Source organism: Paenibacillus tundrae, from assembly GCF_036884255.1.
Taxonomy (GTDB): Bacteria; Bacillota; Bacilli; order Paenibacillales; family Paenibacillaceae; genus Paenibacillus.
This window is the reverse complement of sequence record NZ_CP145605.1, coordinates 1,247,665-1,271,527: the sequence shown is the minus strand read 5'-3', so window position 1 is coordinate 1,271,527 and position 23,863 is coordinate 1,247,665. Positions and strand designations below refer to the sequence as shown.

Here is a 23,863-nt window from a genome sequence, read left to right as displayed (position 1 = left end):
ATTATCACGATGGTGCATCCTCTCAATAGAAAGCGAGGATGCATCGTGAATAATCGTTTTTTAATTAAGTCACCTTAGTTGGTGCATCATGCAAATGTTCTATTTTAATTTGTTAGATAAGATGTTGTGAGCGGTACAAACAGCGCTGAACCCGGATCTTCAGCTACGATCTCGACATAGACAGCCTCTGTGCCTTTAACATCCACGTCTAGACTTATCAAGCCGTCTTCTGGCGTAATATTCACTGTTTTCAGGACAGTCCGATCCTGATCAACAACCTGAATCTTCTGATTGCCTTTAAGAGCTGCCAGTTCCACATGAAGGGATGAATATTTTTTGCCCGTGTTAATCTGGATATCGCTTCCTTGTGTCGAAGGATCATTATGCAGATACACGTCTTTGTAGTCCTTGCCTTTGTATGATGTCTCCGCAGGATCTTTGGTATGCCATGCAGTAGATCCGAGCACCGATGTTCCCAAAGAGCTTAATGTTAATTTATTGTTCGTTACTGGCGTTGACCCATTTGTCCCACCGATCAGGACGGAAGAAGTTGCCCCGTCATATGAAATTTCAGTTCCAAGCAGTGTACCCACCGCACGAACCGGCAAATACGTCGTTCCGTTATAGGTAATGGGCAATACGGCCTTGCCGTTAGCGTCCTTTGCTGTCACCGTCTCCCCATTTAACTTCAGCGTAATCTTGCTGTTGAGGTATGCTTTAATTGGCTCCAATCCCGTTGCGGCCAATGCTCCAGTACCAATCCCTAACGTCAGTGTGCCTACCATCAATCCAAGTACAACCTTCTTCTTCACTACTAATCCCTCCCTGAGAAATGAGTTGTCCTTTATACATTTAAATCACTAAAGTAAAAATGTCAATTTATTTATTACAATAATCTGGTATTTTTTTATGTTTTGTTTGTTTTTAGACAGCACAAAATGAGGCTGTACTTTTCCGATTTTTTCAGCCCCACTGTCCGTATAGCTCATATTATATATATCCGTTCATGCGAATCGTCTGTTACACCACTTAATCAAAGGACTCCTCATATCCGTCTTCGTATTCTTCATTCGTATAATGCACGTTCACGGCCTTCCATTCGCCATCCTCATAGCCATAAGCGAACTTCAATTCACCGCCATACACGGCAAAACCGTAGGCGCCCGATACGGATACAACCAGCTGTCCGTTCTCCAAACCGTAATAGATGACATCACCAAACAGAAGTTGATCGTAGTATTGCAGCCCTTCTGTGTCCTCCTCTATCCGAATGGGATCTCCCTTAACCCCATCAATGGACACGTCAATGGCCACCTGACCTGCCGTAACATTAATATTCGATTCCACATGCTGCTTCACAATATCTTCTAACGATTGCATCTTCATGACTTCCAACGTTTCAGGATGAATAATGTATGCCTGGCCTAAATAAATTCCCGTTCCATGACCTTGCGTAAACATAACGACAATCTCTTTTTGCCCATCACCGTTCAGATCAATCTCATGTATTTCCGGTTTGTTGCTTCCACCCTCTGCTGTCCAATCACTGAACTCGCGAGTCATACCGTTTGCCTCAAGCACTAAGCCTTTATATATATATCCAGAACCCTCTACTTGCATCGGGTATAATCGAATGGCATCATTTTCTGGCGCTACCGACACATATTCCTTGTTGCTCGGCGCAGATGCCTCCAGTTGGAGTGAATGTTCTTTTTTTGTTTCGATATCAGAAGCCACAACCGCTTCGGTCTGGCTGGATTGCTCATCTATGTTAAGCTGTTTTTGTTGTACATTGGTTGTTTTGGCAGCGGAAGTTGTACTAATCGTAGCTACCGCCAAAATAATCATCAGCAGGATACCTGTCCAAGTCGTTTTCAATATACTGGGCTCCTTCTTTTTTCATGGAATATGACTATTATACCGTCATTTATCGCCCAAGCGTTGCGTTTTTGTTAATGTTTAATAAAAATATCTTTACAAACTTTTCATTTTACGAAAGAACGTTCGGGTTTAACCAAAATAAGCAAAATTCTAACACTTCTTTTAGCAAATAAAGTAAAAAAACACTCCAGACACAGCTCAAGGCTGCATCCGGAATGCTTTGGTCTTGTCCATCAAACGATCAGTCAATTGTCTCAGCTCTTCGGCAGAAGAAGAAATTTCCTCCATAATCGCCGTTTCTTCATGTGCAGCGCTCATAATCCGTTTGGCTTCATCCGAGAATGAACCTGCTTTACCTTGGATTTGCTTCACATGACCATGTGTCAATTCTACGCGTCCCGTCTGATCCGCGATTTTGAGGCCGATATCATGCGCACCTCTCATGAACACCTCCACAGATCCCGTCAACTCCTGTAACGTCTGATCTACGTTAATCGTCCGCTGGGATTCATTCACGACAAGCCCATGCTGTTCGTGAATCAATTGAGCAGTGTCTCTGATCCGCTGCTGAACCCGGCTAATTAACTCATTAATCCGATGTACGGAATCTTTACTCTCGTCTGCGAGCTTGCGAATCTGTTGTGCAACGACAGCGAATCCAGCGCCCTCTTCTCCTGCCCGTGCAGCCTCGATGGATGCATTAAGGGCAAGCAGTCCCGTTTCTTCTGCGATATTCTTAACGGATTGCGTAATGGCTTCAATATCCGAAGCTTCCTTTTCAAGTAGAACCATAATGTCACGAGAACGGTTATGCGATACAGCCAGCTCGTCCATCCCTTTCATCAGGGAAGAGAAAGTCTCCTTCGTATGCTCCACCGAACGTTCCATCTGACCGGACATTTCAGCCATGCCCATGGACTGATTCTGCATACGTTGAAAATCGCCAAGCATCTCGTCGGCAGTCACTAATGATTGCTGTGATGTCACTTTCTGCTCTTCTACGCCGACAGCGATATGATCTACCGCATCTGACATCATCTCTATTTGCTCAGCAGCCTGTGTAATGGCTTCACTTAGCGACTGGGCATTCTGGGATGTTGTCCGTGTACTATCCGCAATATCATTCACAATGCCACGTAGATTCGTTACCATTGCCCGAAAAGCATCGTACAGAACCGTAAGCTCATCAGCGGTACGACGCTGCGGAATCTCCGTAGTCAGGTCTCCCGATGAAACTTGCTGCGCCGCTTTGGCCAGACGTACAATTGGACGAGTTAGCCAGCGTGATGCAAAATAACCGAGGATACCGTTCCAGCATACCCCCATCACAAGAACGATTGAAATGTATAACCAGCTTGGAATATTAAATGAGAACCAATCCTGGAGAAAAAATATAAAAAAGCCGCTAGTTCCATATGTAATAATTGAAATCAATACCAGACCTGCGACTGTCTTTGCGCCTAAAGTCCACTTCATATTCGCACCTCATAGTCCTTTTTTCCTATTTTACCAATCGTTACCCAAAATACATGTGACATTCATCACTGAAAACGCTATATGAATACCTTTCCATCCTTATAGTGCATAATTTATAAGATGAATGACTCCCCCTTCAACTCGTGCACAAAACAGGTACATCCGTCCCTATCGCATGTTATAACCTTAAATCATCTCATGTTAGCTTCAACGTCGGGTAATATTTTTAATTTAAATTATTTATCGGAATTTAGGGCCAAATGATTTAGCTTGGCATCCATTTTGCTTAAATGATATACTGAGTGCGCTTTGGCTATGCCAGAGTTGACCTATTTTTGGATGCCACTGGAGGCGAACGAAATGTCCACAAGGACTGAGAAAGACTTTATCGGTGAAAAAGAAATTCCTGACTATGCGTACTACGGAATACAGACGGTACGGGCAGTAGAAAACTTCCCCATTACCGGCGTTCCCGTGCACCGCGAACTAATCACGGCTCTGGCTGCTGTTAAGAAAGCAGCGGCAGTCACGAATATGGAATTAAAAATGCTGCCACGCAAAATTGGCGATGTGATCGTTATGGCTGCTGAAGAAATGATGAAGGGTCATCATATTGATCATTTTATTGTAGACTCCATTCAAGGTGGTGCGGGCACCTCCATGAATATGAATATGAACGAAATTCTTGCCAATCGTGGACTGGAGCTGCTGTTGCAGAACAAAGGGGACTACTTCCACTGTAATCCCAACAATCATGTCAATATGTCCCAATCAACGAACGATGTCATACCTACAGCCCTTCGCATCGCAGCCTATCATCTGTCGGAAACTTTACTGAAGACAATGCAACGGCTTCAGGATGCCTTCCGTAAGAAGGAGCAGGAATTCGACGATGTTGTCAAAGTAGGACGTACCCACCTTCAGGATGCGGTGCCGATTCGACTTGGACAAGAATTCGGTGCGTATGCTCGGGTGCTTGGTCGTGACATGGAACGTCTCGATTTTGCTAATCGCCGCTTGTTGACCATCAACCTTGGTGCTACGGCTGTAGGTACAGGTCTGAATGCCAAGCCGGAATACATCGTTAAGGTTACAGAGCATCTGGCGGATATTACAGGATTGAAGCTGCAAACGGCAGAGGATCTCGTGGATGCTACTCAGAATACAGATGCTTACATGGAGCTGTCTGCTGCGCTGAAAGTATGTGCAGTCAATCTCTCCAAAATCTGTAACGATATTCGTATGATGGCTTCAGGTCCCCGTGCAGGCTTCAACGAACTGCGTCTGCCACCGCGCCAACCAGGCTCATCCATTATGCCGGGTAAAGTGAATCCTGTTATGGCTGAAGTCATTAATCAGGTATCCTTCCAGGTAATGGGTAATGACCATACCATCTGCATGGCTTGTGAAGCAGGTCAATTCGAACTGAATGTCATGGGCCCTGTCATTGCGTTTAACTTGTTACAATCATTGAAAATCATGAATAATGGTATCGACGTATTTACCCGTTATGCTGTCGAAGAGATGGAAGCAAACCGGGAACGCTGTGAAATCATTATGAAACAGAGCTTCAGTGTCATCACAGCTCTCAACCCACACCTCGGTTACGATGTGGCAGCCTCAATTGTAAAAGAAGCATTGAAAACAGGTGCTTCTCTGCAAGAAATTATTCTGGAGCGAGGTCTGTTGACCCCAGAAGAGCTTGAGGAAATTTTGCATCCAGAGCAGATGACTACACCAGGTATTGCTGGTGAGCGATTCCTGCTTAATATGGAGCAATAGTCCGTTTTTTTGTTCAAATCGTTCAAACGACTCGCTATCTGGACAGAACACAACAAAATATAAAAATTAACAGCCCCCGTAGACCGGTATGTACTCGGTTAATGGGGGCTGTCTACCGTTATTGTGCGGTTCGATATGTTGGACTACTAGCAATACGTTTGCTTATTTATCCCCATCGCTTGCGCTCAAGCGAGGATAAAATCTGGAGCTCTTCCCTGTACTTCGCGACCGTTCTACGCGAGAGGATGATGCCTTCCTTTTGCAGCAATGTAGCTAAGGCACTGTCGGAGAACGGGCGATCTGCACGTTCCGTGGCAATCAATGCTTTTAACCTCAGCTTTACTGCCGATGCCGACATCTGGTCTCCCTGAGTTGTTGCAATGCCCGAAGTGAAGAAAGCCTTCAATTCAAATACGCCATGCGGCGTTTGAACATACTTCCCGTGGACGGCGCGACTAACTGTTGACTCATGCATGCCAATGTTGTCAGCAACGGCTGTCATGCTTAGTGATTTTAATCCAGATGGCCCCTCAGACATAAACCGCTCCTGCTCCTCCAGTACCGCTGCCACCACGCGTATTAATGTCCCTCGCCGCAAATATACACTACGAATGATCGCTCTTGCTTCTGCCGTACGTGCCAGCCAAGACTCATCCGTAGAAGGATCTCTGAACCAATGAGCGTACTCTTCGTTAATAGATACTCGCGGGATACCTGCTGAGCACAGTCGAATACTAATCACTCCGTTTCGAACAGCTACAGCCACATCCGGAATGATATAGTGCGGATACTCCTTGGAGCCGATGGAGCGGCAAGGCTTAGGGTTCAAACTCGAAATATAATCATAAGCTTTCTGCGCTTGTTGAGAAGTGATCGCTAACCTTGCACCTGCTCGGCCTGGATGGAAGGGAACTAAGGCCTCCAGTCCTGCGCCCACCATCTGTTCCGCATAAGCAGCAGCAGATGGATCACGCTTTATCTGCAGAAGCAAGCACTCGCATAAACTACGGGCACCAACACCCGCCGGGTCGAGCGATTGCAGCACATCCAGTCCTGCCATCGCCGTATCCATGGATATACCGAGTAACGAAGTCACCTCAGTCAGATCAACCGCGAGATAACCATCGTCATTGACACATCCAGCCAAATATATGGCAATTGCTCTCTGCTGTGCAGGCAGTGCGAGCACACGAATCTGTGATGCCAACAACTGTTCAAGCGTAGGTTCAGCTCCTCTGATCTGGAGTAACGGATCATAAGAAGAGCTTCCTCCACCTTGATTCAGCCGCGCAGGGAGCCGAGCTACTCGTGCTGTGGTTTCTTCAATTTCTAGAACGGGATTATCTGCTGCTGCATCCTGAAGATATCGAGCCAAATCCTGGCTGGACAACGTTAATACATGAATGGATTGTTTCATCTCTGGTGTGATGGCCAGTCGTACACGCTGCTCCTGCACCAACTGCAATCCGAGCATCCGTCTCCCTCCTTAGCGGCAGTGTGAGAACTTATATCGAAGCACGAGTATGTCTATTTTGAACACCTATTGGAGTACATATTTTGAACACATCATAACACAAGAATCTAGAGCATGTGCCCTTAAGTGAGATTTAAGACTCGCCTTAATCTTGATTAGCGTTTGAAGACCAAACTTAGCGCGTATTTAATATTTCTCCGATACCAGCTTCGCTTGGGTAAATAGCAACAGATAGTCTCTTCCGCCTGCCTTGGAATCCGTACCCGACATATTGAATCCACCAAAAGGATGAGTGCCCACCAACGCGCCAGTACATTTCCGGTTAAAATACAAATTACCTGCAAAAAACTCCTGTCTAGCCTGCAGCAAATGCTCACGATTCCGTGAGATCACCGCACCGGTCAGACCATAATCGGTATTGTTGGCAATCTCCAGAGCATCCTGGAAGTCCTCCGCCTTAATAAAGGCAAGCACAGGGCCAAAAATCTCTTCCTGTGCAATGCGAGCCTGAGGATCAACATCCGCAATAATAGTCGGTTCGATAAAGTAACCTTCTGCACTGCCTTTTCCACCGCCCAGCACCAATCTTCCTTCGCTTTTACCTATTTCAATATATTCATTAATTTTGGCATATGCCTTGTCATCAATAACAGGACCAACCTGGCTACCTACTTCGAGCGGACTTCCCATCGTCAACTGCTTCGTGCGCTCAATCACTTTTTGCAATACTTCATCATATACATCCTTATGAATAATGGCACGGGAACACGCAGAGCACTTCTGACCTGAGAAACCAAACGCCGATGCGGTAATCGATTCTGCTGCAAGCTCCAGATCGCTATCATTATCCACCACAATGGAGTCTTTGCCGCCCATCTCGGCAATAACCCGTTTGATCCACTTCTGATCTGGTGCCGTGCGAGCCGCACGCTCATTGATACGCAGTCCAACATCCCTTGAACCTGTGAAGCTAATGAATCGAGTCAACGCATGATCCACCAGATAATCACCGACCTCACTTCCTGGCCCTGGCAAATAATTGACGACTCCGTCTGGCAATCCCGCTTCAGCCAGCAACTCCATGAACTTTGCTGCTATTACTGGCGTTGTGCTAGCTGGCTTCAATACAACGGTGTTGCCCGATACAAGTGCTGCCGATGTCATGCCTGCCATAATGGCGAGTGGAAAATTCCATGGTGGGATGACAATTCCTACGCCAAGTGGAATATAGGTTAGCTCATTATCTTCTCCCGCAATTCGTGTCAGTGGCTGAGGCTGACTCAGCCGCTGCATATCACGCGCATAAAATTCCATAAAATCAATCGCTTCCGCTGTATCTGCATCTGCTTCTGGCCATGTCTTGCCTGACTCATATACAAGCCAAGCAGAGAATTCATGCTTCCGACGACGCATAATCGCTGCCGCTTTGTACAACAATCGTGCGCGTTCATTCGGGTCTGTATGCTTCCACGTACGGAATGTCTCTGCCGCAGTCTGGATCGCTTGCTCTGCCAGCTCCTGATCAGCTTGATAGATCGTGCCGATGATCTGCTCTTTATTGGCAGGATTCACGGAGGTTAATGTGCGAGAGCTGGTTACCTTTTGCCCGCCTATGATCATAGAATATTGTTGTCCTAACTCCGATTCCACCTGACGAAGCGCATTCTCAAAAGCCTCTTGGTTGGCTGGGTTAGCAAAAGACGTAAAGGGTTCGTTCACAAAAGGGATATTCATAAATAATTCCTCCTTCAGGATGTAATATATGTTCGCTGGCTGGGTCTCATCCAATATATGTAGCAAGATCCGTGCCAACTCCGGTTGAGGTAGGAATATTTTTGTAACTTTTTTGGTGAGATTAGATGCTTTCCATAATTCATTGGTGATGTATACGTCCACGCTGTAGATTTGGCACGATTCTTGCTAGATATGTTGGTATCAGGAGCATGATTCATAAGGAGGAAGCAGGATGAGTATTGGAACGGAGATGTACCGCAAAACGCTGTTAACTGTTGCAGGCAACAAAGCTGTAGAGAATTTATCTATTAAATATGGAAAAAAGCTCGCTGGGAAGTTTATTGCCGGTAATACACTCGAGGAAGCACTTGAAGAGATTCGTATACTCAACAATAAAGGCATCATGGCAACCCTGGATCATCTCGGAGAAGGGATTACTCGTTTGAGCGAAGCAGCATTGTATCGGGATGAATATCTACGACTTGTCGACGGCATTGCTCGTCAGCAAGCGGATTCGAACGTATCACTTAAACCTACGCAGATGGGGCTTGCCCTTGACCCCGAAGAAGGTTATCAGAATATTCGCGCCGTTGCTGCGCAGGCGCAATTACATGATCTTTTTGTGAGAATCGATATGGAAGACAGTCCGTTTACCCAAGCGACGCTGGATATCGTTCGCCGTCTGCATGGTGAAGGACTGGTGAACACAGGTACGGTGCTACAGGCGTATTTGCATCGAACAGTAGAAGACACACGGGATATGATTCGGGAAGGGATTCGGCTTCGGCTGGTCAAAGGCGCTTATAAAGAACCTGCTGCAGTGGCCTATCAAAATGCCTCGGAAGTCATTGAACAGTTCAAATTGATGATTCGGCATCATCTCGACCAAGGTGTCTATACCGCAGTTGCCTCACATGATGACCACATCATCTCATGGACGAAGCAATACGCGAAAGATCGAGGAATTTCACCAGATGCGTATGAATTTCAGATGCTGTACGGCTTACGCATGAGTGAGCAAGAGCGATTGGCGCAAGAGGGATATCGGATTCGCTGTTACGTTCCCTATGGCACGATGTGGTACCCCTACTATACTCGCCGACTGGCGGAAAAACCGGCTAACCTCTGGATGGTTGTCAAAAATATGTTCAGATAATATGTGTTTACTTTCATCTCATGCCAACCTGCATCTCTCAAGGTTGGCATGTTTCTTCGCATTCCTTGTGTTCCTTCGCCTTTCCTCATGTTCGCCATGCTCCTCTTAACTATCTTATTTCACATCCACCACAATGTCTAAAAATTTAACATCCCCAAATTGAAGTGTACAAATAGTTAGACACCTGCCAATAATCTCTTGCAAATCATCCTAAACACATCCGTAAATTATCTAAAAATTAAAACATTACGATGTCACATTATATAACTTACATATTACTTTTTATATCGCCAGAACAACGTCATATCAGCATTTGCACAATACATATCGTTTTGTAAACGCATACTTTATCTGTTTGATATACTCTGCGACGCAACACCTCCATACCTAACCATTTGATGTCAAAAAATATATACATACATCATTTGGAAAGCTATAATATGTTTAACATTATGGGTGTCCTAACCATTTGTTATAGAAGGACTACACATACTTCCTTTTAAATAACGCAATGTTCTAATTGAGGTGATCGCATTGAAACATTTACTTCCCAATCTGATGTCCTTATTACGCACTGACCTCATCATTCAGGGCGAGACCATTATGGAGTACACTCATCGAATAGCTTCACAACCAACTCACCGTGAAACTTCTCAGGGACCTGTCTTTGTTCGCGATACGTCAGGATATTCATGGATACCCCAAACGTCCGAAACCGATAAGTCCCCATCCCATAAACGAATACCTATACCAACAGTCTTATCATCGACGGAACTGGCAACCTGCCTGCCTCTCTTCTATGCCAGTCCATATGTATTAATTCAAGGCGAAGCAGAGCATATCCTCGGTTATATTGCCGCATCCGATCTACTGCAAGAGATGTATCACGCTCACCGCCTTCTGGAAGCCTACTTCGAAACCACACTGGAAACGGCAGGTACTGCACTCACTTTAATTAATGAGGAGGCAAAAGTAGCCTACTGGACTTCCGATGCCGAGCATGTATTTTCGATTCGTAGAGAGGATATCATCGGCCAGCCCGCGGCGGATTTCTTCCCACTTGACCGACTTCAATCACTCAAAACACTCTACACTGGCGAGACGGTATATCGTAAACAGCATCAACCGAGACCTGATCTATTCGCTTTAATCAATGCACGTCCGGTGTATCTGGATGGCCGAATTGTTGGAGCAGTCGCAGCCGAAGTGGACATAACAACTGAAATCCGACTTCACCAGGAATTGCTGCACATGACCTCTAAGGTTCAACATCTAGAAAAGGCTGTCGCCAGGCTGCGTCCGGACGTAGATCCCTTTGCCAAAATCAAAGGCAGTAGCCCAGTCATCAAACAATGCCTGGAAACGATCCGCAAAATTAGCACCACCTCAGCGACAGTACTCATTCTCGGGGAGAGCGGCACAGGTAAAGAGCTATTCGCCAAAGCCATTCACGATCTGCGCGAGCCACAAACTGCACCTTTTGTCGCCATAAACTGCGGTGCCATTCCTGCTTCTTTGTTCGAAAGTGAATTGTTCGGCTATGAGAAGGGAGCCTTCTCTGGAGCTGATCCGAAGGGCAAGAAGGGCAAAATTGAGCTTGCAGAAGGCGGAACATTATTTCTAGATGAGATCGGCGAGATGCCGCTGGAGCTACAAGTTAAGCTACTCCGTGTATTGCAGGAGAAAAGCTACTTTGCCGTAGGTGGAACACGCATGAAGCAGGCGAATTGCCGGATCGTTGCAGCAACCAATCAGAATTTGATGGATATGATCGCACGTGGTCAGTTTAGAGAGGATCTATACTACCGGCTGAATGTCATTAATCTGATCATTCCTCCGTTACGTCTAAGGAAGGAGGATATTTATGAATTAACACAGACCTTTCTACAAGAGTTTTCTTTGTTGTATAGCCGGCATATTGAACTTGTACCTCCAGCCGTATTTAAGCTGTTATTCGAATATGACTGGCCGGGTAACGTAAGGGAACTAAGGAATGTCATCGAACGAATTACCATTCTCACCACGGATGGCGAGGTTAAGGCGGATTATCTACCCGAATCGCTACTTATATCCATGAACCAAGAACAGATCAACAATCAGCAGGCGCTATCTCTTCATTCGTATGCAAGTTCAGATGTTGTTCAATCAGAGACACAAGTCAGCGGGCTTAACGCTACTGATGACACTCATTCGGAGACGTTAGGGAAGTCCAGCGAACCTTCATCCTCTTCCTATCAGGATCGGCTTGATGCATTCGAATCAGAGCTATTACTCCAATATCTACAAGACGTGGGAGGAAACAAACGCACCCTTGCTCGTCAGCTCGGCATCTCAAGAGCAACGTTATACAACCGGATGAAGCGGCTTGGTCTATAGACCCTCGGCGCGGTGCGAATGCCATTACTAGACAACACTCCGCTAGTTCGATCCTGAACCGTTGAGTTCCATAAAAATAAATAAGTGCTCACACTAAACACGCAGTAACGGTTCACCAGCCTCTACTGCGTGTCTTTTTGCATGTATTCATCCACTTTTTTCATGCATTCATTTCTTCAGCTATCCATCTATTCATTTTTTTCAACTACTCATCGATCCATCCCTAACGCACGCGAATCCTGACTTATAACACCCGCGCTAACCGCTTCAGGGCAGCTCGTAGATGGCGATAAAAGGTCGCACGACTCATGGAACATACCTGTGCAGCGGCAGTTGGATTGCCAGCATGTGTCCAATAGGCCGCATACAGCAGCATCTGATCCTGCTGGCAGATACCATGCGTTCTTCCCTCAAGCAAATCCAGCACATACATCTGAAATTGGATGCCATTCTCCATACCGTTCATTCGCTCGGCGTAAGGCTGCAATTCTCCAGGAGAATGCAATAGCGCCAGCATTTTGCGGACGTCCGTTTCCGTCCATGACATCCGTTCTTTAACCGCCGTTGAATGGGAGGTGCCATTAGCTAAAGTCTCTGTGTTTAGCAGAGACATGACCCAATCCCCAAATTTTTCTTTGCGCAGATCCAATTCCATCACGTCAGCCTGCTCGTCATACAAGTCGCATACACGGGTACGGGTTTTTCGCATCTGAAAACCAATACTTTGCAAAAAAAGCTTGAGATTCGGATTGGTGGCCACCAGTAACACTCTAGCCCCATCCCCCAGTAACGACAACCGATCCAGCGCCATATAACCGACAAGCTCTTCACGCTTATATCCGGGTACATCATCTCTAGCCGCGACCAAAACCGCATAATGTGTATCCGCCTGATCCGGCTCACACTTCATTTCATCAGACGTAAAACACTCCTGCATTTCATCGGGAAAATACTTGAGTAGAATCTCGCTGCTCTCCCGGTGCAAAAAAACAGTAACAAACATCGCAATCGGTTCACCGTTTTTATCCCGCATAACCACAATACCTTCTGGATATCGACGTGCCAATTCGTCCAGAAAATCACGATATAGCGGTGCCTGCCACGGTTCTACGCTATATTGGCACCATTGCCAAAGCAGCTGCTGGAGTGCCGGCATGTCCTCCATCTTCATTGCCTCCATTGGCGTGAACAGGGAGTCAGCAGAAACATCTGCGTATTTCCGGTGTTGTAGCATCGACTCTTGGCATAATAACAGCATCTTTCTGGTGATTTGATTGCGCTCGTGCGGCTCCGCTTTTTCGTGCAACGGTCTCAGGATACCTGCAATACGGACACGCATAGCTTGCACTCGTTGTGGTTCTCGTTGACGGAAATCCCGCAGCAAATGTAGTCGTGCTAGATCATGTAAGACCACACCGCTCGGATCAGAACGAATAAACGACATTCGTTTCAGAACCTGGTATTCCTGTAGCGTCACTTCTGTTTGCAGTACAGAGGATAACAATTCTTGATTCGCGGTCTCTAGTAGGGTTAACACCTCTACCATCGGTTGCAAGCTGGGTAATGTCAATTCATGCAACAAACGGGCACTAACCATATGTGATAATTCAGCCCATTCCCTCAGACGTATATTACAATGCTGATCTGCCGCTTCCACAGCCAGTGCAAGACCCAGCGGATGACCATCCGTCATACGAGCGATCTTGCCTGCCATATGGCGATTCAACGTACCCACACCTGCAATATAATTCGTTACCTCTTCATCTGTAAAATGCTGTAGCGGCATCTGAACTAGACATTGCTGCAGACGGGGATGTGTTCGCCAAGTTGAAGCAGGCTCTGGTCTGGATGCCAAAATAATAAGTACACCGTTAGCCGGAATTTTGTTAACAAATACCTCAAGAAACCAACTTTCCAGCAAAAACAGTTCCTCATAGTTATCCACCGCAATAACGTATCGATTTCGAGCAGATGCGGTACGCAGACGACTTAATGGCGTACAATCCCCTCCACTCTCCATCGTCTCCAGCCCTACCGCCGAAGATAAATAATCCAGAAAAACCGAAGGGGTCGAGCCGCAGAATCTACCATCCATCCAGATTGCGGTTGCCCCCCGATTACGCGATACAGCCATCATCTCCGAGAGTAAGGAGGATTTGCCTATGCCCCCCATACCCGTTACCGAAAAAATAGTGAGCGGCGCTACCGAATCAGCAAACCATTGATTCAACATATTCAGTTCTTGAATTCGTCCAATAAATCGTTTGCCCTGACCAAAATAACTATCATATCGTGATTCACCACTGTTTCCCATCTATGTCCTCCGTACTAGTACTAGTACTTTCAATATACTTTATTTTTCAATCAAATTGAGACTATATTGAGACGCATAATCAAGTATAAAATGATAAAATCTCGATAAAAGCCAAATTATAGAAAAGACTCCAATACGGACATGTAAACGTTTAACAACGTATTGATGAATGCATTCCACTGATCAACTGATTTCGATTATCATGCTTCCCTTTCATCATCTATACTTCTCGAAATTCTTGGAAAGGCGGATTTGTGTGAGAAAAAACCTCGATATCTGTAATCTGAGCGGGCAAATCGGAATCCATCCAGAGCGATTAAATGAGTGGATGCGCCAAATGAGGACTCTTTCCTCCAAGACGGAGGCTTCGGAAGCCAAGCGTGCTTCATCCCCCTATCGTTTAGTGGCGCCCCCCTTCCTATCCCTTGCTTCTATCACTAATCAACCAAAATTACAACGCGGACGTCGTATGATACTTAACAAGCCCTTTCTGACTACAGAAATGCAACCCACATACCGCATCAGCAAAAAATGCTAAACCATCGCTTAGAACCAATGGAATGAACAATCTCTACGCTATGCTTCTTAGGTTCTAGCGATGGTGAAGCTGTTCATCCTCAATCATCGCATGGGCGAGAAGCGCCATCTCCAGACAGATTCTTCTCCCTTGATCCATGAAGTCCGAACCGAGCAACTCCTCTAACTTCTCCAACCTGTTATACAATGTCTGCCGATGAATAAATAATCGGGCAGCAGCATCCCGCTTGGAGCCAAAACTACGTAGATAAGCATCCAGTGTTACGACCAACCGGAGATGATATGCCCGATCATGCTCGATCAGCACACCTAGATGATCATTGACGAATGGTTGTAGGAAGGATTGAGGCAAAGCTTTTAACATTTGATATATACCCATACGTTCGTAGAAATGAACATGTTCCATCTGATCTACAGTTCGTGAAACTTCAATGACTTGATATGCTTCTTGAAGACTATCATGCATTTCAGTCAAGCGACTTCTTAACTTGCCAAAACCGACACGAATTGCGACTTGCTTCAGATTGCGACTCGCAAATCGTGTAACATCCCCAACAATGCCTTCCAGTGCTCGAAGTAACTGGTCGCGCGTGGACAGGTTAATCTCTTCCTTCGCACAGCACAAGTATACCTGATTATTCTTCAGCATAATTAAACTCGTTAAATTGTTCTTTTTGAGCAAGGAGCGGAGCAGTACAAGAATGTCCTGATGGTTAGCTTCCATTCGTTCCCGACCTGTTCCCTTCCATTGATGCTCAATCTCCATGACCCCTCCTGCGAACCAATACTGTCCCTTTACCAACAAACGCAATCCCATCCGAGTCTGCGCCTGCTCCTCTTGATGAATATTGCCGTTCATCAGATCCTGGATTAACTCATTTTGGTTCCGCACCATCTTTTCCTCTAAGAACTGGGATCGTAAGGTGAGCGTTGCAGCGGCTTTGGCTGTGTAATCCAGCAGCAGCTTGAGATATTCTACAGGTGCTGTTGGATGGACAAGCATCCCTACTGCAGAGAACACCTGACCGAAACAGACAACCGGATGGCAGAGCAGCACATTGTCCTCATCTAGATGGAACCATAGTTCTGTATCAGAATCATTCAGATCCAGATGCTCCACCTCCTGCTCATACCACGTATAGATGGCCTGTTCAGACTCAGGTGAGAGATCGGGAACGAAGCTCCCAGGCTCCATTGAGGAAATGTATACTACCGGTTTGGCCGCATAGTTGTGCAATAGGTTCATGACTGCGGACATATCCGTACTTTGAAGAGTTAGCTGCTGAAGCTTGCGAGAGTATGACTCCAAGCTTTTGAGTAACTGGTGTTGGTGATTAATAAGCAGTGAATGAATGTCTTGTGTAATCTCGACAAAACGAACCGGCTGTTCAAATACAATCAACGGAAATTGATGCCGGTCAGCCAGTTCAATTAATTGTTCAGGAATGCTGTAGATACTTGTGCCAAACTCCACGCATAGCCCTGCCGCCTCACTCCGAATCAATTGCAACAGGTATTCCTCACGACCTTCTGCCGATTGAAGCCATAGTCCAGTGGATAAAATAAGATCATGAGGGCTAACAAATGGAGAGACATTGGTAATCTCCAGCACATGAACCCATCCAACCTGCCGAGACAATCCCTCTTTACCTGCTGCAAGCCTTGCTCTGTCAAAAACAGGACGATCCAACATATCCTTTATCGTAAACACACGATCATTTCTCAATATCGGCTCTCCTATATGTCATTTTTTCTTACATTATAATCGAAAGACAAATGTCCTGAATAGACTTTCTCGACAATATGTTGATGTTTTCTTGAAAAACATAGACATTAAGCAAGGTGCAAAACGACGATCCAAGTCATAAACTTGTAGTATAAGCTAACAACCAATAAATGGACGAGGTGCATGGTGATGAGAATCGGAATTCCCAAAGAAATCAAAAACAATGAAAACCGAGTTGCAATAACCCCTGCTGGAACCGCTGATTTCGTCAGAGCCGGTCACCAGGTGATGATCGAACAAGGCGCTGGACTCGGCAGTGGCTTCACAGACCAAGAATATGTAGTGGCAGGTGGAGAAATTAAAGAGCAGGCCGCGTCGATCTGGGCCGAATCCGATATGATCATGAAGGTGAAGGAGCCTCTTCCAAGTGAATACGACTACTTCAGACCTGGTCTCATCCTCTTCACCTACCTTCATCTTGCCGCAGAGCCTGCTCTGGCTAAAGCTCTAATAGAACGTCAGGTGACCGCTATCGCATATGAAACGCTGGAAGTAAACGGAACACTTCCTCTGCTTACACCGATGAGTGAAGTGGCTGGGCGCATGTCAGCCCAGATCGGAGCCCAGCTTCTAGAGAAAACCGAGGGTGGCAAAGGCATTCTGCTATCCGGTGTACCTGGTGTTAGTCGCGGCAAAGTTGTCATTATTGGCGGAGGAACGGTTGGAACCAATGCGGCCAAAATTGCCATTGGACTCGGAGCTGACGTTACCATTCTTGATTTGAATCTGAATCGGCTGCGCCAGTTAGATGATATCTTCGGCAACCAGATCCATACGCTGGTGTCGAGCCCATCCAACATCGCAGCAGCGGTAGCATCAGCTGATCTGCTCATCTGTGCCGTGCTGATCCCAGGAGCCAAAGCTCCTACCTTGGTCAGTGAGCAGATGGTTACGACCATGTTACCTGGCTCGGTCATTGTGGATGTAGCAATTGATCAGGGTGGAATTGTCGAGACCATTGATCATATTACAACCCATGATGAACCCACCTATGTGAAGCATGGAGTCGTTCATTACGCGGTCGCTAACATGCCTGGTGCAGTGCCGCGCACATCGACTGTGGCGCTCACTAACGCCACCATGCCTTATGCACTGCAACTCGCGAACCATGGTGCAGCCGCAGCGATTCGCGGTAGCTCGTCCATTCGCAGCGCGGTTAACGCGCTGAATGGACATATCACGTATGAGGCTGTTGCTCGGGATCTCGGGCATGCCTATGTCCCTGCAGGACAGGCGCTGGAGAATGCAGCCACTGTCCAGTAAGACATGACAGCTCACGGAGAACCCGTGGCGGTCAGATGATCTTGAACATTATCGTTCCACAGGCTCTCTCCTTAAGCCTGTGGAACGCAATAGAAGCGCCAGTCTGGGCAGTAGTGTCCAGACTGGCGCTTCTAGTTTTATTTTGCAATATACCGTCCATGCACGTCCCGGAACTACTCCCCTGGCTCAGACAGCACGCTCACTGCATACCTCTCGGAAGTTGCAATCCCGGCAGGCACGACGCGAAGGCATCGGTGTGAAATACGAGACGTCCTTCGGACGATTATAGTATTCATCCGCGACACAAGACCGCATCTCTTCAATATAACGTCCAACGTTCTCTTCCACTTTCGCTATATCCACTTCCGTTGCCGTATACTGTTTGTGTGTCCCTGTCAAAAGGTACTCCACTCTTAGCTCAATCTGCTCTAACGGAACTTGGTAATGCTCCTTGACATAGGATGCGTACAACATCAGCTGATCGGAGAAATCATCCTCCTTGCCTGTCTTCCAATCAACAATGACAATATTGCCATTACGACGGCGGTACAACAAGTCCATCTTCACATATACACGAGTGTCATGCAGCAACATGGTATCCCATTTCTCTATTTCCAGAATCGTTGTGCTAGCGCGTGATAAGTCCTCCCATGTCAGTGTCTGATAGAGATTACTCACACAAGCAGAGACGCGTTCCTTAATCGTAGCAATTCGGTCGTCCAACGTATCGTCACCGTAATACATTTCGGATAACATCACACGATTCTTCGGATCTTGTCGCCACTGATCTTGATCCATGGATTCCACATAGGCTTGATTGAGCAATTTGCGCATCATCTGCTCCAAGAAGTGCTCGCGTGGCTTATCCTTGCCTTCCTCTCTACTGCGTACAGCAGACTCACACATCCGGTGGGCTAGATCACCAAACACCAAGTATAGATTGCTTAACTGCTTCAAGCGGTATAGCCGCACCTGCATCTCATCGGCTGTTTCCGTTTTCCAGCCGTTATGCGCTCCGTAATAATGATAATAATATTTGCGCAGGCACTCATCGAACATGCTTGCCCGCGACTGCGAGTAAGACCACTGAGGGTACTGTGCCATAAGTTAATCTGCCTTTCTGCATAACAGGATCTGCGTACATTGTGTAGGTTGTATGGTTGTGTACGATCTGTACAAGATCCCTTATGATTTTTTTCAAAAAATCCGCTTTTGATTATAAGCAGACTTGGGAATAGATACGATAAATGAATTCAATTCATCATACCCGTGTCTGAAAATCCGAAGGCCCCCTGTTTTGCCGATTTTCCGTTCTAAGCCAGAAAATTTTCCGCAGGCATGCCAGGACACGTCAAGGGAAAGTGACGCAGCAGGGGGCGAAAAGGCAGTAAAAGACTTACTCTTCAGCGAGTTTTCAGACACGTCCTAACGAACTCAGACGAGCTTATCACCTCTATTTGAGCAATGTTGAAATTGTAACGAACTTCAGCAGCCTTATTTCACGAAAAAGGTTAATAATGTGCTCTGATCTACTACTTATAACTACAATAAGGTGTCCTGAGTTCGCTAAATACCGAGTAAGTGCCATATCTGCGAAATAGCGTGTCTCACGTTCGTAAGATATAGGTTCGAGCTCATTTCATGCTACTCGTGCCGCAGCAGAGCTAAAATTGTGAGCATGACGAAACCTTAACGTAACTCGCTAGTATTTCAATTTTACAACTTTTCATCTACTGCCGCACTCGTTACATCTTTTCTGTTTTAGTGAGTTATGCTTTGCTGTTTTTTTCTTATACCCGCAACCGTTTCCGATGATATCCGTATCGTTTATATAATATCATCATGCTGAGCACAAGATGAGATGTATTCATTTGAACGAGGATTAGAGGCATATCCTTAAAGGAGGCACCACCCATGAATCGACCGGATTGGTTCCAGGCAGAAGAAGCGTTGCAACAGATCCAAGTCATCGGAAGCGACCGGAATGAGCTTGTAGACATCATTGGCCAAGTGGAAAACTTGCACTGCATCGGCACAGGTACAGATGCCGCCGTATTTACGTATGACGGCTTGCCACAATACGCCTTCAAAATGTACTCGGATCATGCCCTGGACAAGTTACAAAATGAAAAAGAAGTATACGAGCAGCTCAAAGGTTTACCTTATTTCCCCACCTATTACGGCAGCGGCAGGAATATTCTCGTTATTAGCTACGAGCCTGGGGACACACTGCTGGAATGTCTGGAGAAAGGGATACCCGTTCCTGAGCAAGTAATGCTCGATGTGGACGCAGCTCGCGAGGCGGTCCGTAGTCGTGGACTCAATCCGCGGGACATTCACTTGAAAAATGTGTTACTCCAAGAAGGACGCGGTAAAGTTCTGGACGTATCTGAATACATTCAAGACGGTAACGATCATCGCTGGGAACACCTTGTCTGGGCGTATCACAATATCTATCCTCGGATTAAGGGGACACCACTGTCTCCACGTATGCTGCAAACGATCAAATGGGGGTACAACCAACTGGATCAGGCCAACATTAAGCTGGACGACCTCTCCAGAAAAGCCAACCGGCTATTCTCCCGATTTATGAAGTAGTCTTATGATAGGAATCCACCGGACACTCGCAGTTTTGTGCGAGCGTCCGTTTTTTTCTGATTTTGTTCTGATTTCTCCATCTATTAGAGTCCTCAATCCCTAGCGAATTCTTGATTCTTAATCAATTCATTCTTTATCAATTCATCAACTCCGGGACTCTTAGCTTTCTTTCTCCACCCTTCCCTGTGAGGGAGTCATTCCCTTATATTTTTTATATAGTTTAGTAAAATAATTGGCATTCTCGCATCCCACTCTAGCGGCAATCTCCGTAATCGTTAGACTGCTCTCACGCAGCAGTCGTTCTGCTTCTGTCATTCTGCATCCATTCACATATTCCACGAATGTACGACCGGTTAGTTTTTTGAACATTTTACAGAAATGATATGCATTCAGTCCAACTTGGCTCGCCGCTTCGGTCACTGAGATTTTGGATGTAGGTGTCGCCTCAACCTGTTCAATCAACTGCTTGAATCGTTCTCGATTGGGAAAATAGGACCTCGTGCTCCGCTCTGATCGTTGCTGTGGCAGAAATGTACGGGCAAGCATCGTGAATAGGGCATGCAATTTAGATTTCACCACAAGCTGATAAGCCGGAGGCCGTAAGGACATCTCTTCAATCGCTTCATGCATCAATGCATAATACGTGAGACAGACATCGTCTTGGTCAGCAGGTTTTACCGGGAACCTCACTCTCCCCTCTAGATAGGGAGCAACGTACTGGATATGAACTGGATCATGCATAAAATCATGAAATAAGGCTGGATTCACTACAACCGAGTCGTATTCCACATCCCCCTCTTGAGCGGCATATCCAACATGCAGCGCCCCACCTGGAATGACAATGAGCTCGCCTGCTTCCGCAGCGTAAGGTTTACTATCAATATGAAAAAGGACACTGCCCCTGCGCATCATAATGAGTTCAAAGTGCTCATGCCAATGCAAATATAAAATACATTCGCCAGCTTTCATCTGCTTGAAACGATTCTCAAACAATTGAAATGGGTGTGATTTATGATCAATCCGGGTATTTTCGTGAAGCGCTTTCAGGTCTAACATCGCCAATGGCTCCTTCCCCACAAGATCGGACTAATATTGCACAAGATTGTATAGAGCTATCTGGCAGATGCCCGGATATAATGAGTGTGTCATGAAGTTACTATAAGCCAATATTGGAGTGAATTACAACGATGAATAATCCATTGCGTATAGGTACCCTGGTCGGTGGAGGAGACGCTGTTCGCGTCATCCCACAGATTATGCAGCACGGCTTCGAATCATTCAATCTGACCTTCTGGCAGACGACAGGAGACTTGGATCTAACGGAAACCGCCAAACGTGTTCGCGAGATTGTAGACGAACATAATGTTGTCATTTCTGCACTTAGCGTGTTCGGTAATCCACTTACCGGGGCTGGCAATAACGCAGATACCCTGGCAAGCTGGGAGCGAGCTATCGATCATGCCCATCTGTTCGGCGCAGATATCGTCTCTGGATTCACAGGACGGTTGACCGATCAACCTATCGATCAATCGATTCCCAAATTCAAAGAGGTATTTGGAGAGCTAACACGCCGAGCAGCGGATTGCGGTGTGCGCATCGCATTTGAGAACTGTGATATGGGTGGAAACTGGCAGACAGGTGATTGGAATATTGCCCACAATCCAACCGCATGGGAGATGATGTTCGATGCTGTGCCAGAGGACAATATCGGACTAGAATGGGAGCCATGCCACCAAATGGTCAGCTTGATTGATCCGATTCCTCAACTGCGCAAGTGGGCACCTAAAGTGTTCCATGTCCATGGTAAAGACGCCACCATCGCTTGGGATATTGTGAAGGAGCATGGCGTGCATGGACCGCATGAATTTGTATGGCATCGTACACCAGGCTTCGGGGATAGCAATTGGTCGGATATTATCACGATTCTGCGGCAGCATGGATACCAAGGCACGATTGATATTGAAGGCTGGCATGATCCGGTCTACAAGGACGAATTAGAGATGACAGGACAGGTGCATGCCCTTCGTTATCTGAAGCAATGTCGTGGTGGGGATTTTGTACCGAATCCAGTATAGACAGCAGGAATATCGTGTCTGAGAAGATACCTTGCCGATGCACAGTTCATACATCGATGAAGATCATGAGAAGCAAGAGGAGATGATAAGGTGACTCAACAACATCGGGTCGTTATAGCCGGCTGTGGTGCCATGTCCAACACTTGGGTGGATTACGCACTGGCTAGACCGAACACAGAGATTGTAGGGCTTGTCGATCTATACGAGCCTGTGGCAGCAGCACTTGCGGCTAGACATGGTCTCACCTGTCCAACGTTCACCGATATTCGTGATGCCATTCGGGCTACCGACGCAACCATTGTATTCGATGTAACGATTCCAGCCAGCCACTACGGTATATCTATGGCTGCGCTACAAGAGGGCTGCCATGTGTTTGGCGAGAAACCACTGGCTGAATCATTCGCTGAATGCGAGGACATCGTGCAAACTTCACGAAGCACAGGTCGTATTCAAGCTGTCATGCAGAATCGCCGCTTCGATCCACGTATTCGTGCCTATCGGCAACTGATAGAGGATGGGCATATTGGTAAAATTGGATTTGCCGGGGCTGATTTTTTCCTTGGCCCTCACTTCGGTGGATTTCGTGACGTAATGGATAGTCCGCTGTTACTGGATATGTCCATACATACCTTCGATCAAGCTAGATTAATTATGGGAGTGAACCCTGTATCCGTTTATTGTCATGAATTCAATCCTCCAGGCTCTTGGTATACCGGCAATGCGATGGCAATCTGTATATTTGAAATGTCTGACGGTTCGATATTCAACTATCGCGGTTCTTGGTGCGCTGAAGGTTCACCTACTTCATGGGAAGCGTCGTGGCGTGTTACCGGGGAGAAAGGCACTGCCATCTGGGATGGTCATGACACAATCTATGCGGAGGTCGTTGCGGCGGAACAGCGGGAGGCTGATGGCAAACTGTCGTTCTTGCAGCCCCATGAACGAATCGAAGGAACACTGCCTGTGATGGAGAAAACCGGGCATCATGGCTGTCTCGAGGATATGTTCTCTGCGCTAGAGACTGGCCGTCTTCCCGAAACGCACTGTAGCGATAATCAGTACAGTATGGCAATGGTGCTTGCTTCTCTCGAAAGTGCCCGCACAGGTCAGAAAGTGCTGATTGGGGATCATCTGAAGTTAGTGTAGTGATTGTTCGTAGGCTAAACGCATGGAATCTCACGCTAGATGTGGATGGATAGACTAAGATAGACATGAAGAAGGGTTGCTCAAAAGGAATTCCTCTTCGCTCCATACGCTAACGAACCTACCACATCTTAATAAGCGGATCATGTACGTATGCAAGATTTAACGAACCTCAATAACGCTATTCCGCCATACAACGGTGGGAAAACCTAAAATATCGACTGCGTCGACGAAATAACGCCTCTGTGATTCGTTAGATATCAGACTC

Annotated in this window: 16 protein-coding genes; 7 read left to right on the top strand and 9 right to left on the bottom strand. The window is 46.4% G+C overall.

All coding sequences use genetic code 11. The features are described 5' to 3' along the window. Window positions 1-104 precede the first annotated feature (104 nt). From V6W81_RS05490 to V6W81_RS05480, 3 genes are all read right to left on the bottom strand, one after another. A complete protein-coding gene (locus V6W81_RS05490; protein ID WP_338541969.1) occupies window positions 105-812 on the bottom strand; it encodes a stalk domain-containing protein in 708 nt (235 codons plus the stop codon). A 217-nt stretch (window positions 813-1,029) separates the two neighbouring features. Next, window positions 1,030-1,878 (bottom strand): hypothetical protein, encoded by an 849-nt coding sequence (locus V6W81_RS05485; RefSeq protein ID WP_338541968.1) that lies wholly within the window; start codon window positions 1,876-1,878, stop codon window positions 1,030-1,032. 201 nt (window positions 1,879-2,079) lie between these two features. Continuing rightward, a complete protein-coding gene (locus tag V6W81_RS05480) occupies window positions 2,080-3,357 on the bottom strand; it encodes a methyl-accepting chemotaxis protein (protein ID WP_338541967.1) in 1,278 nt (425 codons plus the stop codon). 360 nt (window positions 3,358-3,717) lie between these two features. Here V6W81_RS05480 and V6W81_RS05475 point away from each other — a divergent pair, with 360 nt between their 5' ends. Continuing rightward, entirely contained in the window at window positions 3,718-5,139 is a 1,422-nt protein-coding gene (locus V6W81_RS05475) for an aspartate ammonia-lyase (RefSeq protein ID WP_235540455.1), read from the top strand. A 166-nt stretch (window positions 5,140-5,305) separates the two neighbouring features. On the opposite strand, the gene rpoN is transcribed toward V6W81_RS05475, so the two are convergent. Both rpoN and pruA read right to left on the bottom strand, forming a co-directional pair. Then, window positions 5,306-6,613 carry an RNA polymerase factor sigma-54 gene (gene rpoN, locus V6W81_RS05470; protein WP_338541965.1) on the bottom strand — a complete coding sequence of 436 codons (1,308 nt, stop codon included), beginning with the start codon at window positions 6,611-6,613 and terminating at the stop codon, window positions 5,306-5,308. A gap of 186 nt (window positions 6,614-6,799) precedes the next feature. Then, window positions 6,800-8,347, bottom strand: a complete 1,548-nt coding sequence (gene pruA / locus V6W81_RS05465) for an L-glutamate gamma-semialdehyde dehydrogenase (RefSeq protein ID WP_338541963.1) — start codon at window positions 8,345-8,347, stop codon at window positions 6,800-6,802. Window positions 8,348-8,579: 232 nt separating this feature from the next. Here pruA and V6W81_RS05460 point away from each other — a divergent pair, with 232 nt between their 5' ends. Further along, a complete protein-coding gene (locus tag V6W81_RS05460; RefSeq protein ID WP_145051247.1) occupies window positions 8,580-9,503 on the top strand; it encodes a proline dehydrogenase family protein in 924 nt (307 codons plus the stop codon). A gap of 534 nt (window positions 9,504-10,037) precedes the next feature. After that, window positions 10,038-11,879, top strand: a complete 1,842-nt coding sequence (locus V6W81_RS05455) for a sigma-54 interaction domain-containing protein (RefSeq protein WP_338541962.1) — start codon at window positions 10,038-10,040, stop codon at window positions 11,877-11,879. 244 nt (window positions 11,880-12,123) lie between these two features. On the opposite strand, the gene V6W81_RS05450 is transcribed toward V6W81_RS05455, so the two are convergent. Then, window positions 12,124-14,193: a hypothetical protein gene (locus tag V6W81_RS05450; RefSeq protein WP_338541961.1), complete on the bottom strand. Its 2,070-nt coding sequence runs from the start codon at window positions 14,191-14,193 to the stop codon at window positions 12,124-12,126. A gap of 592 nt (window positions 14,194-14,785) precedes the next feature. Beyond that, window positions 14,786-16,456: a PucR family transcriptional regulator gene (locus tag V6W81_RS05445; protein ID WP_338541959.1), complete on the bottom strand. Its 1,671-nt coding sequence runs from the start codon at window positions 16,454-16,456 to the stop codon at window positions 14,786-14,788. Window positions 16,457-16,645: 189 nt separating this feature from the next. Here V6W81_RS05445 and ald point away from each other — a divergent pair, with 189 nt between their 5' ends. Continuing rightward, complete coding sequence (ald, locus tag V6W81_RS05440) at window positions 16,646-17,779, top strand: alanine dehydrogenase (protein WP_338541957.1); 1,134 nt, start codon at window positions 16,646-16,648, stop codon at window positions 17,777-17,779. A gap of 186 nt (window positions 17,780-17,965) precedes the next feature. Here the strand turns inward: ald and V6W81_RS05435 are convergent, their stop codons facing one another. Continuing rightward, the gene (locus V6W81_RS05435; RefSeq protein ID WP_145051258.1) at window positions 17,966-18,883 is read right to left on the bottom strand and encodes a PD-(D/E)XK nuclease family protein; all 918 of its coding nucleotides are present in this window, start codon (window positions 18,881-18,883) and stop codon (window positions 17,966-17,968) included. 810 nt (window positions 18,884-19,693) lie between these two features. On the opposite strand from V6W81_RS05435, the gene V6W81_RS05430 reads away from it, so the two are divergent. Continuing rightward, on the top strand, window positions 19,694-20,377 hold the full coding sequence (locus tag V6W81_RS05430; protein ID WP_338541956.1) for a serine/threonine protein kinase: 684 nt from the start codon (window positions 19,694-19,696) through the stop codon (window positions 20,375-20,377). A gap of 159 nt (window positions 20,378-20,536) precedes the next feature. Here the strand turns inward: V6W81_RS05430 and V6W81_RS05425 are convergent, their stop codons facing one another. Next, window positions 20,537-21,433 (bottom strand): AraC family transcriptional regulator, encoded by an 897-nt coding sequence (locus V6W81_RS05425; RefSeq protein ID WP_338541955.1) that lies wholly within the window; start codon window positions 21,431-21,433, stop codon window positions 20,537-20,539. 131 nt (window positions 21,434-21,564) lie between these two features. On the opposite strand from V6W81_RS05425, the gene V6W81_RS05420 reads away from it, so the two are divergent. Both V6W81_RS05420 and V6W81_RS05415 read left to right on the top strand, forming a co-directional pair. After that, window positions 21,565-22,452 carry a sugar phosphate isomerase/epimerase family protein gene (locus V6W81_RS05420; RefSeq protein ID WP_338541954.1) on the top strand — a complete coding sequence of 296 codons (888 nt, stop codon included), beginning with the start codon at window positions 21,565-21,567 and terminating at the stop codon, window positions 22,450-22,452. Between the two features lie 90 nt (window positions 22,453-22,542). Next, window positions 22,543-23,598: a Gfo/Idh/MocA family protein gene (locus V6W81_RS05415; RefSeq protein WP_338541952.1), complete on the top strand. Its 1,056-nt coding sequence runs from the start codon at window positions 22,543-22,545 to the stop codon at window positions 23,596-23,598. Window positions 23,599-23,863: the final 265 nt, after the last annotated feature.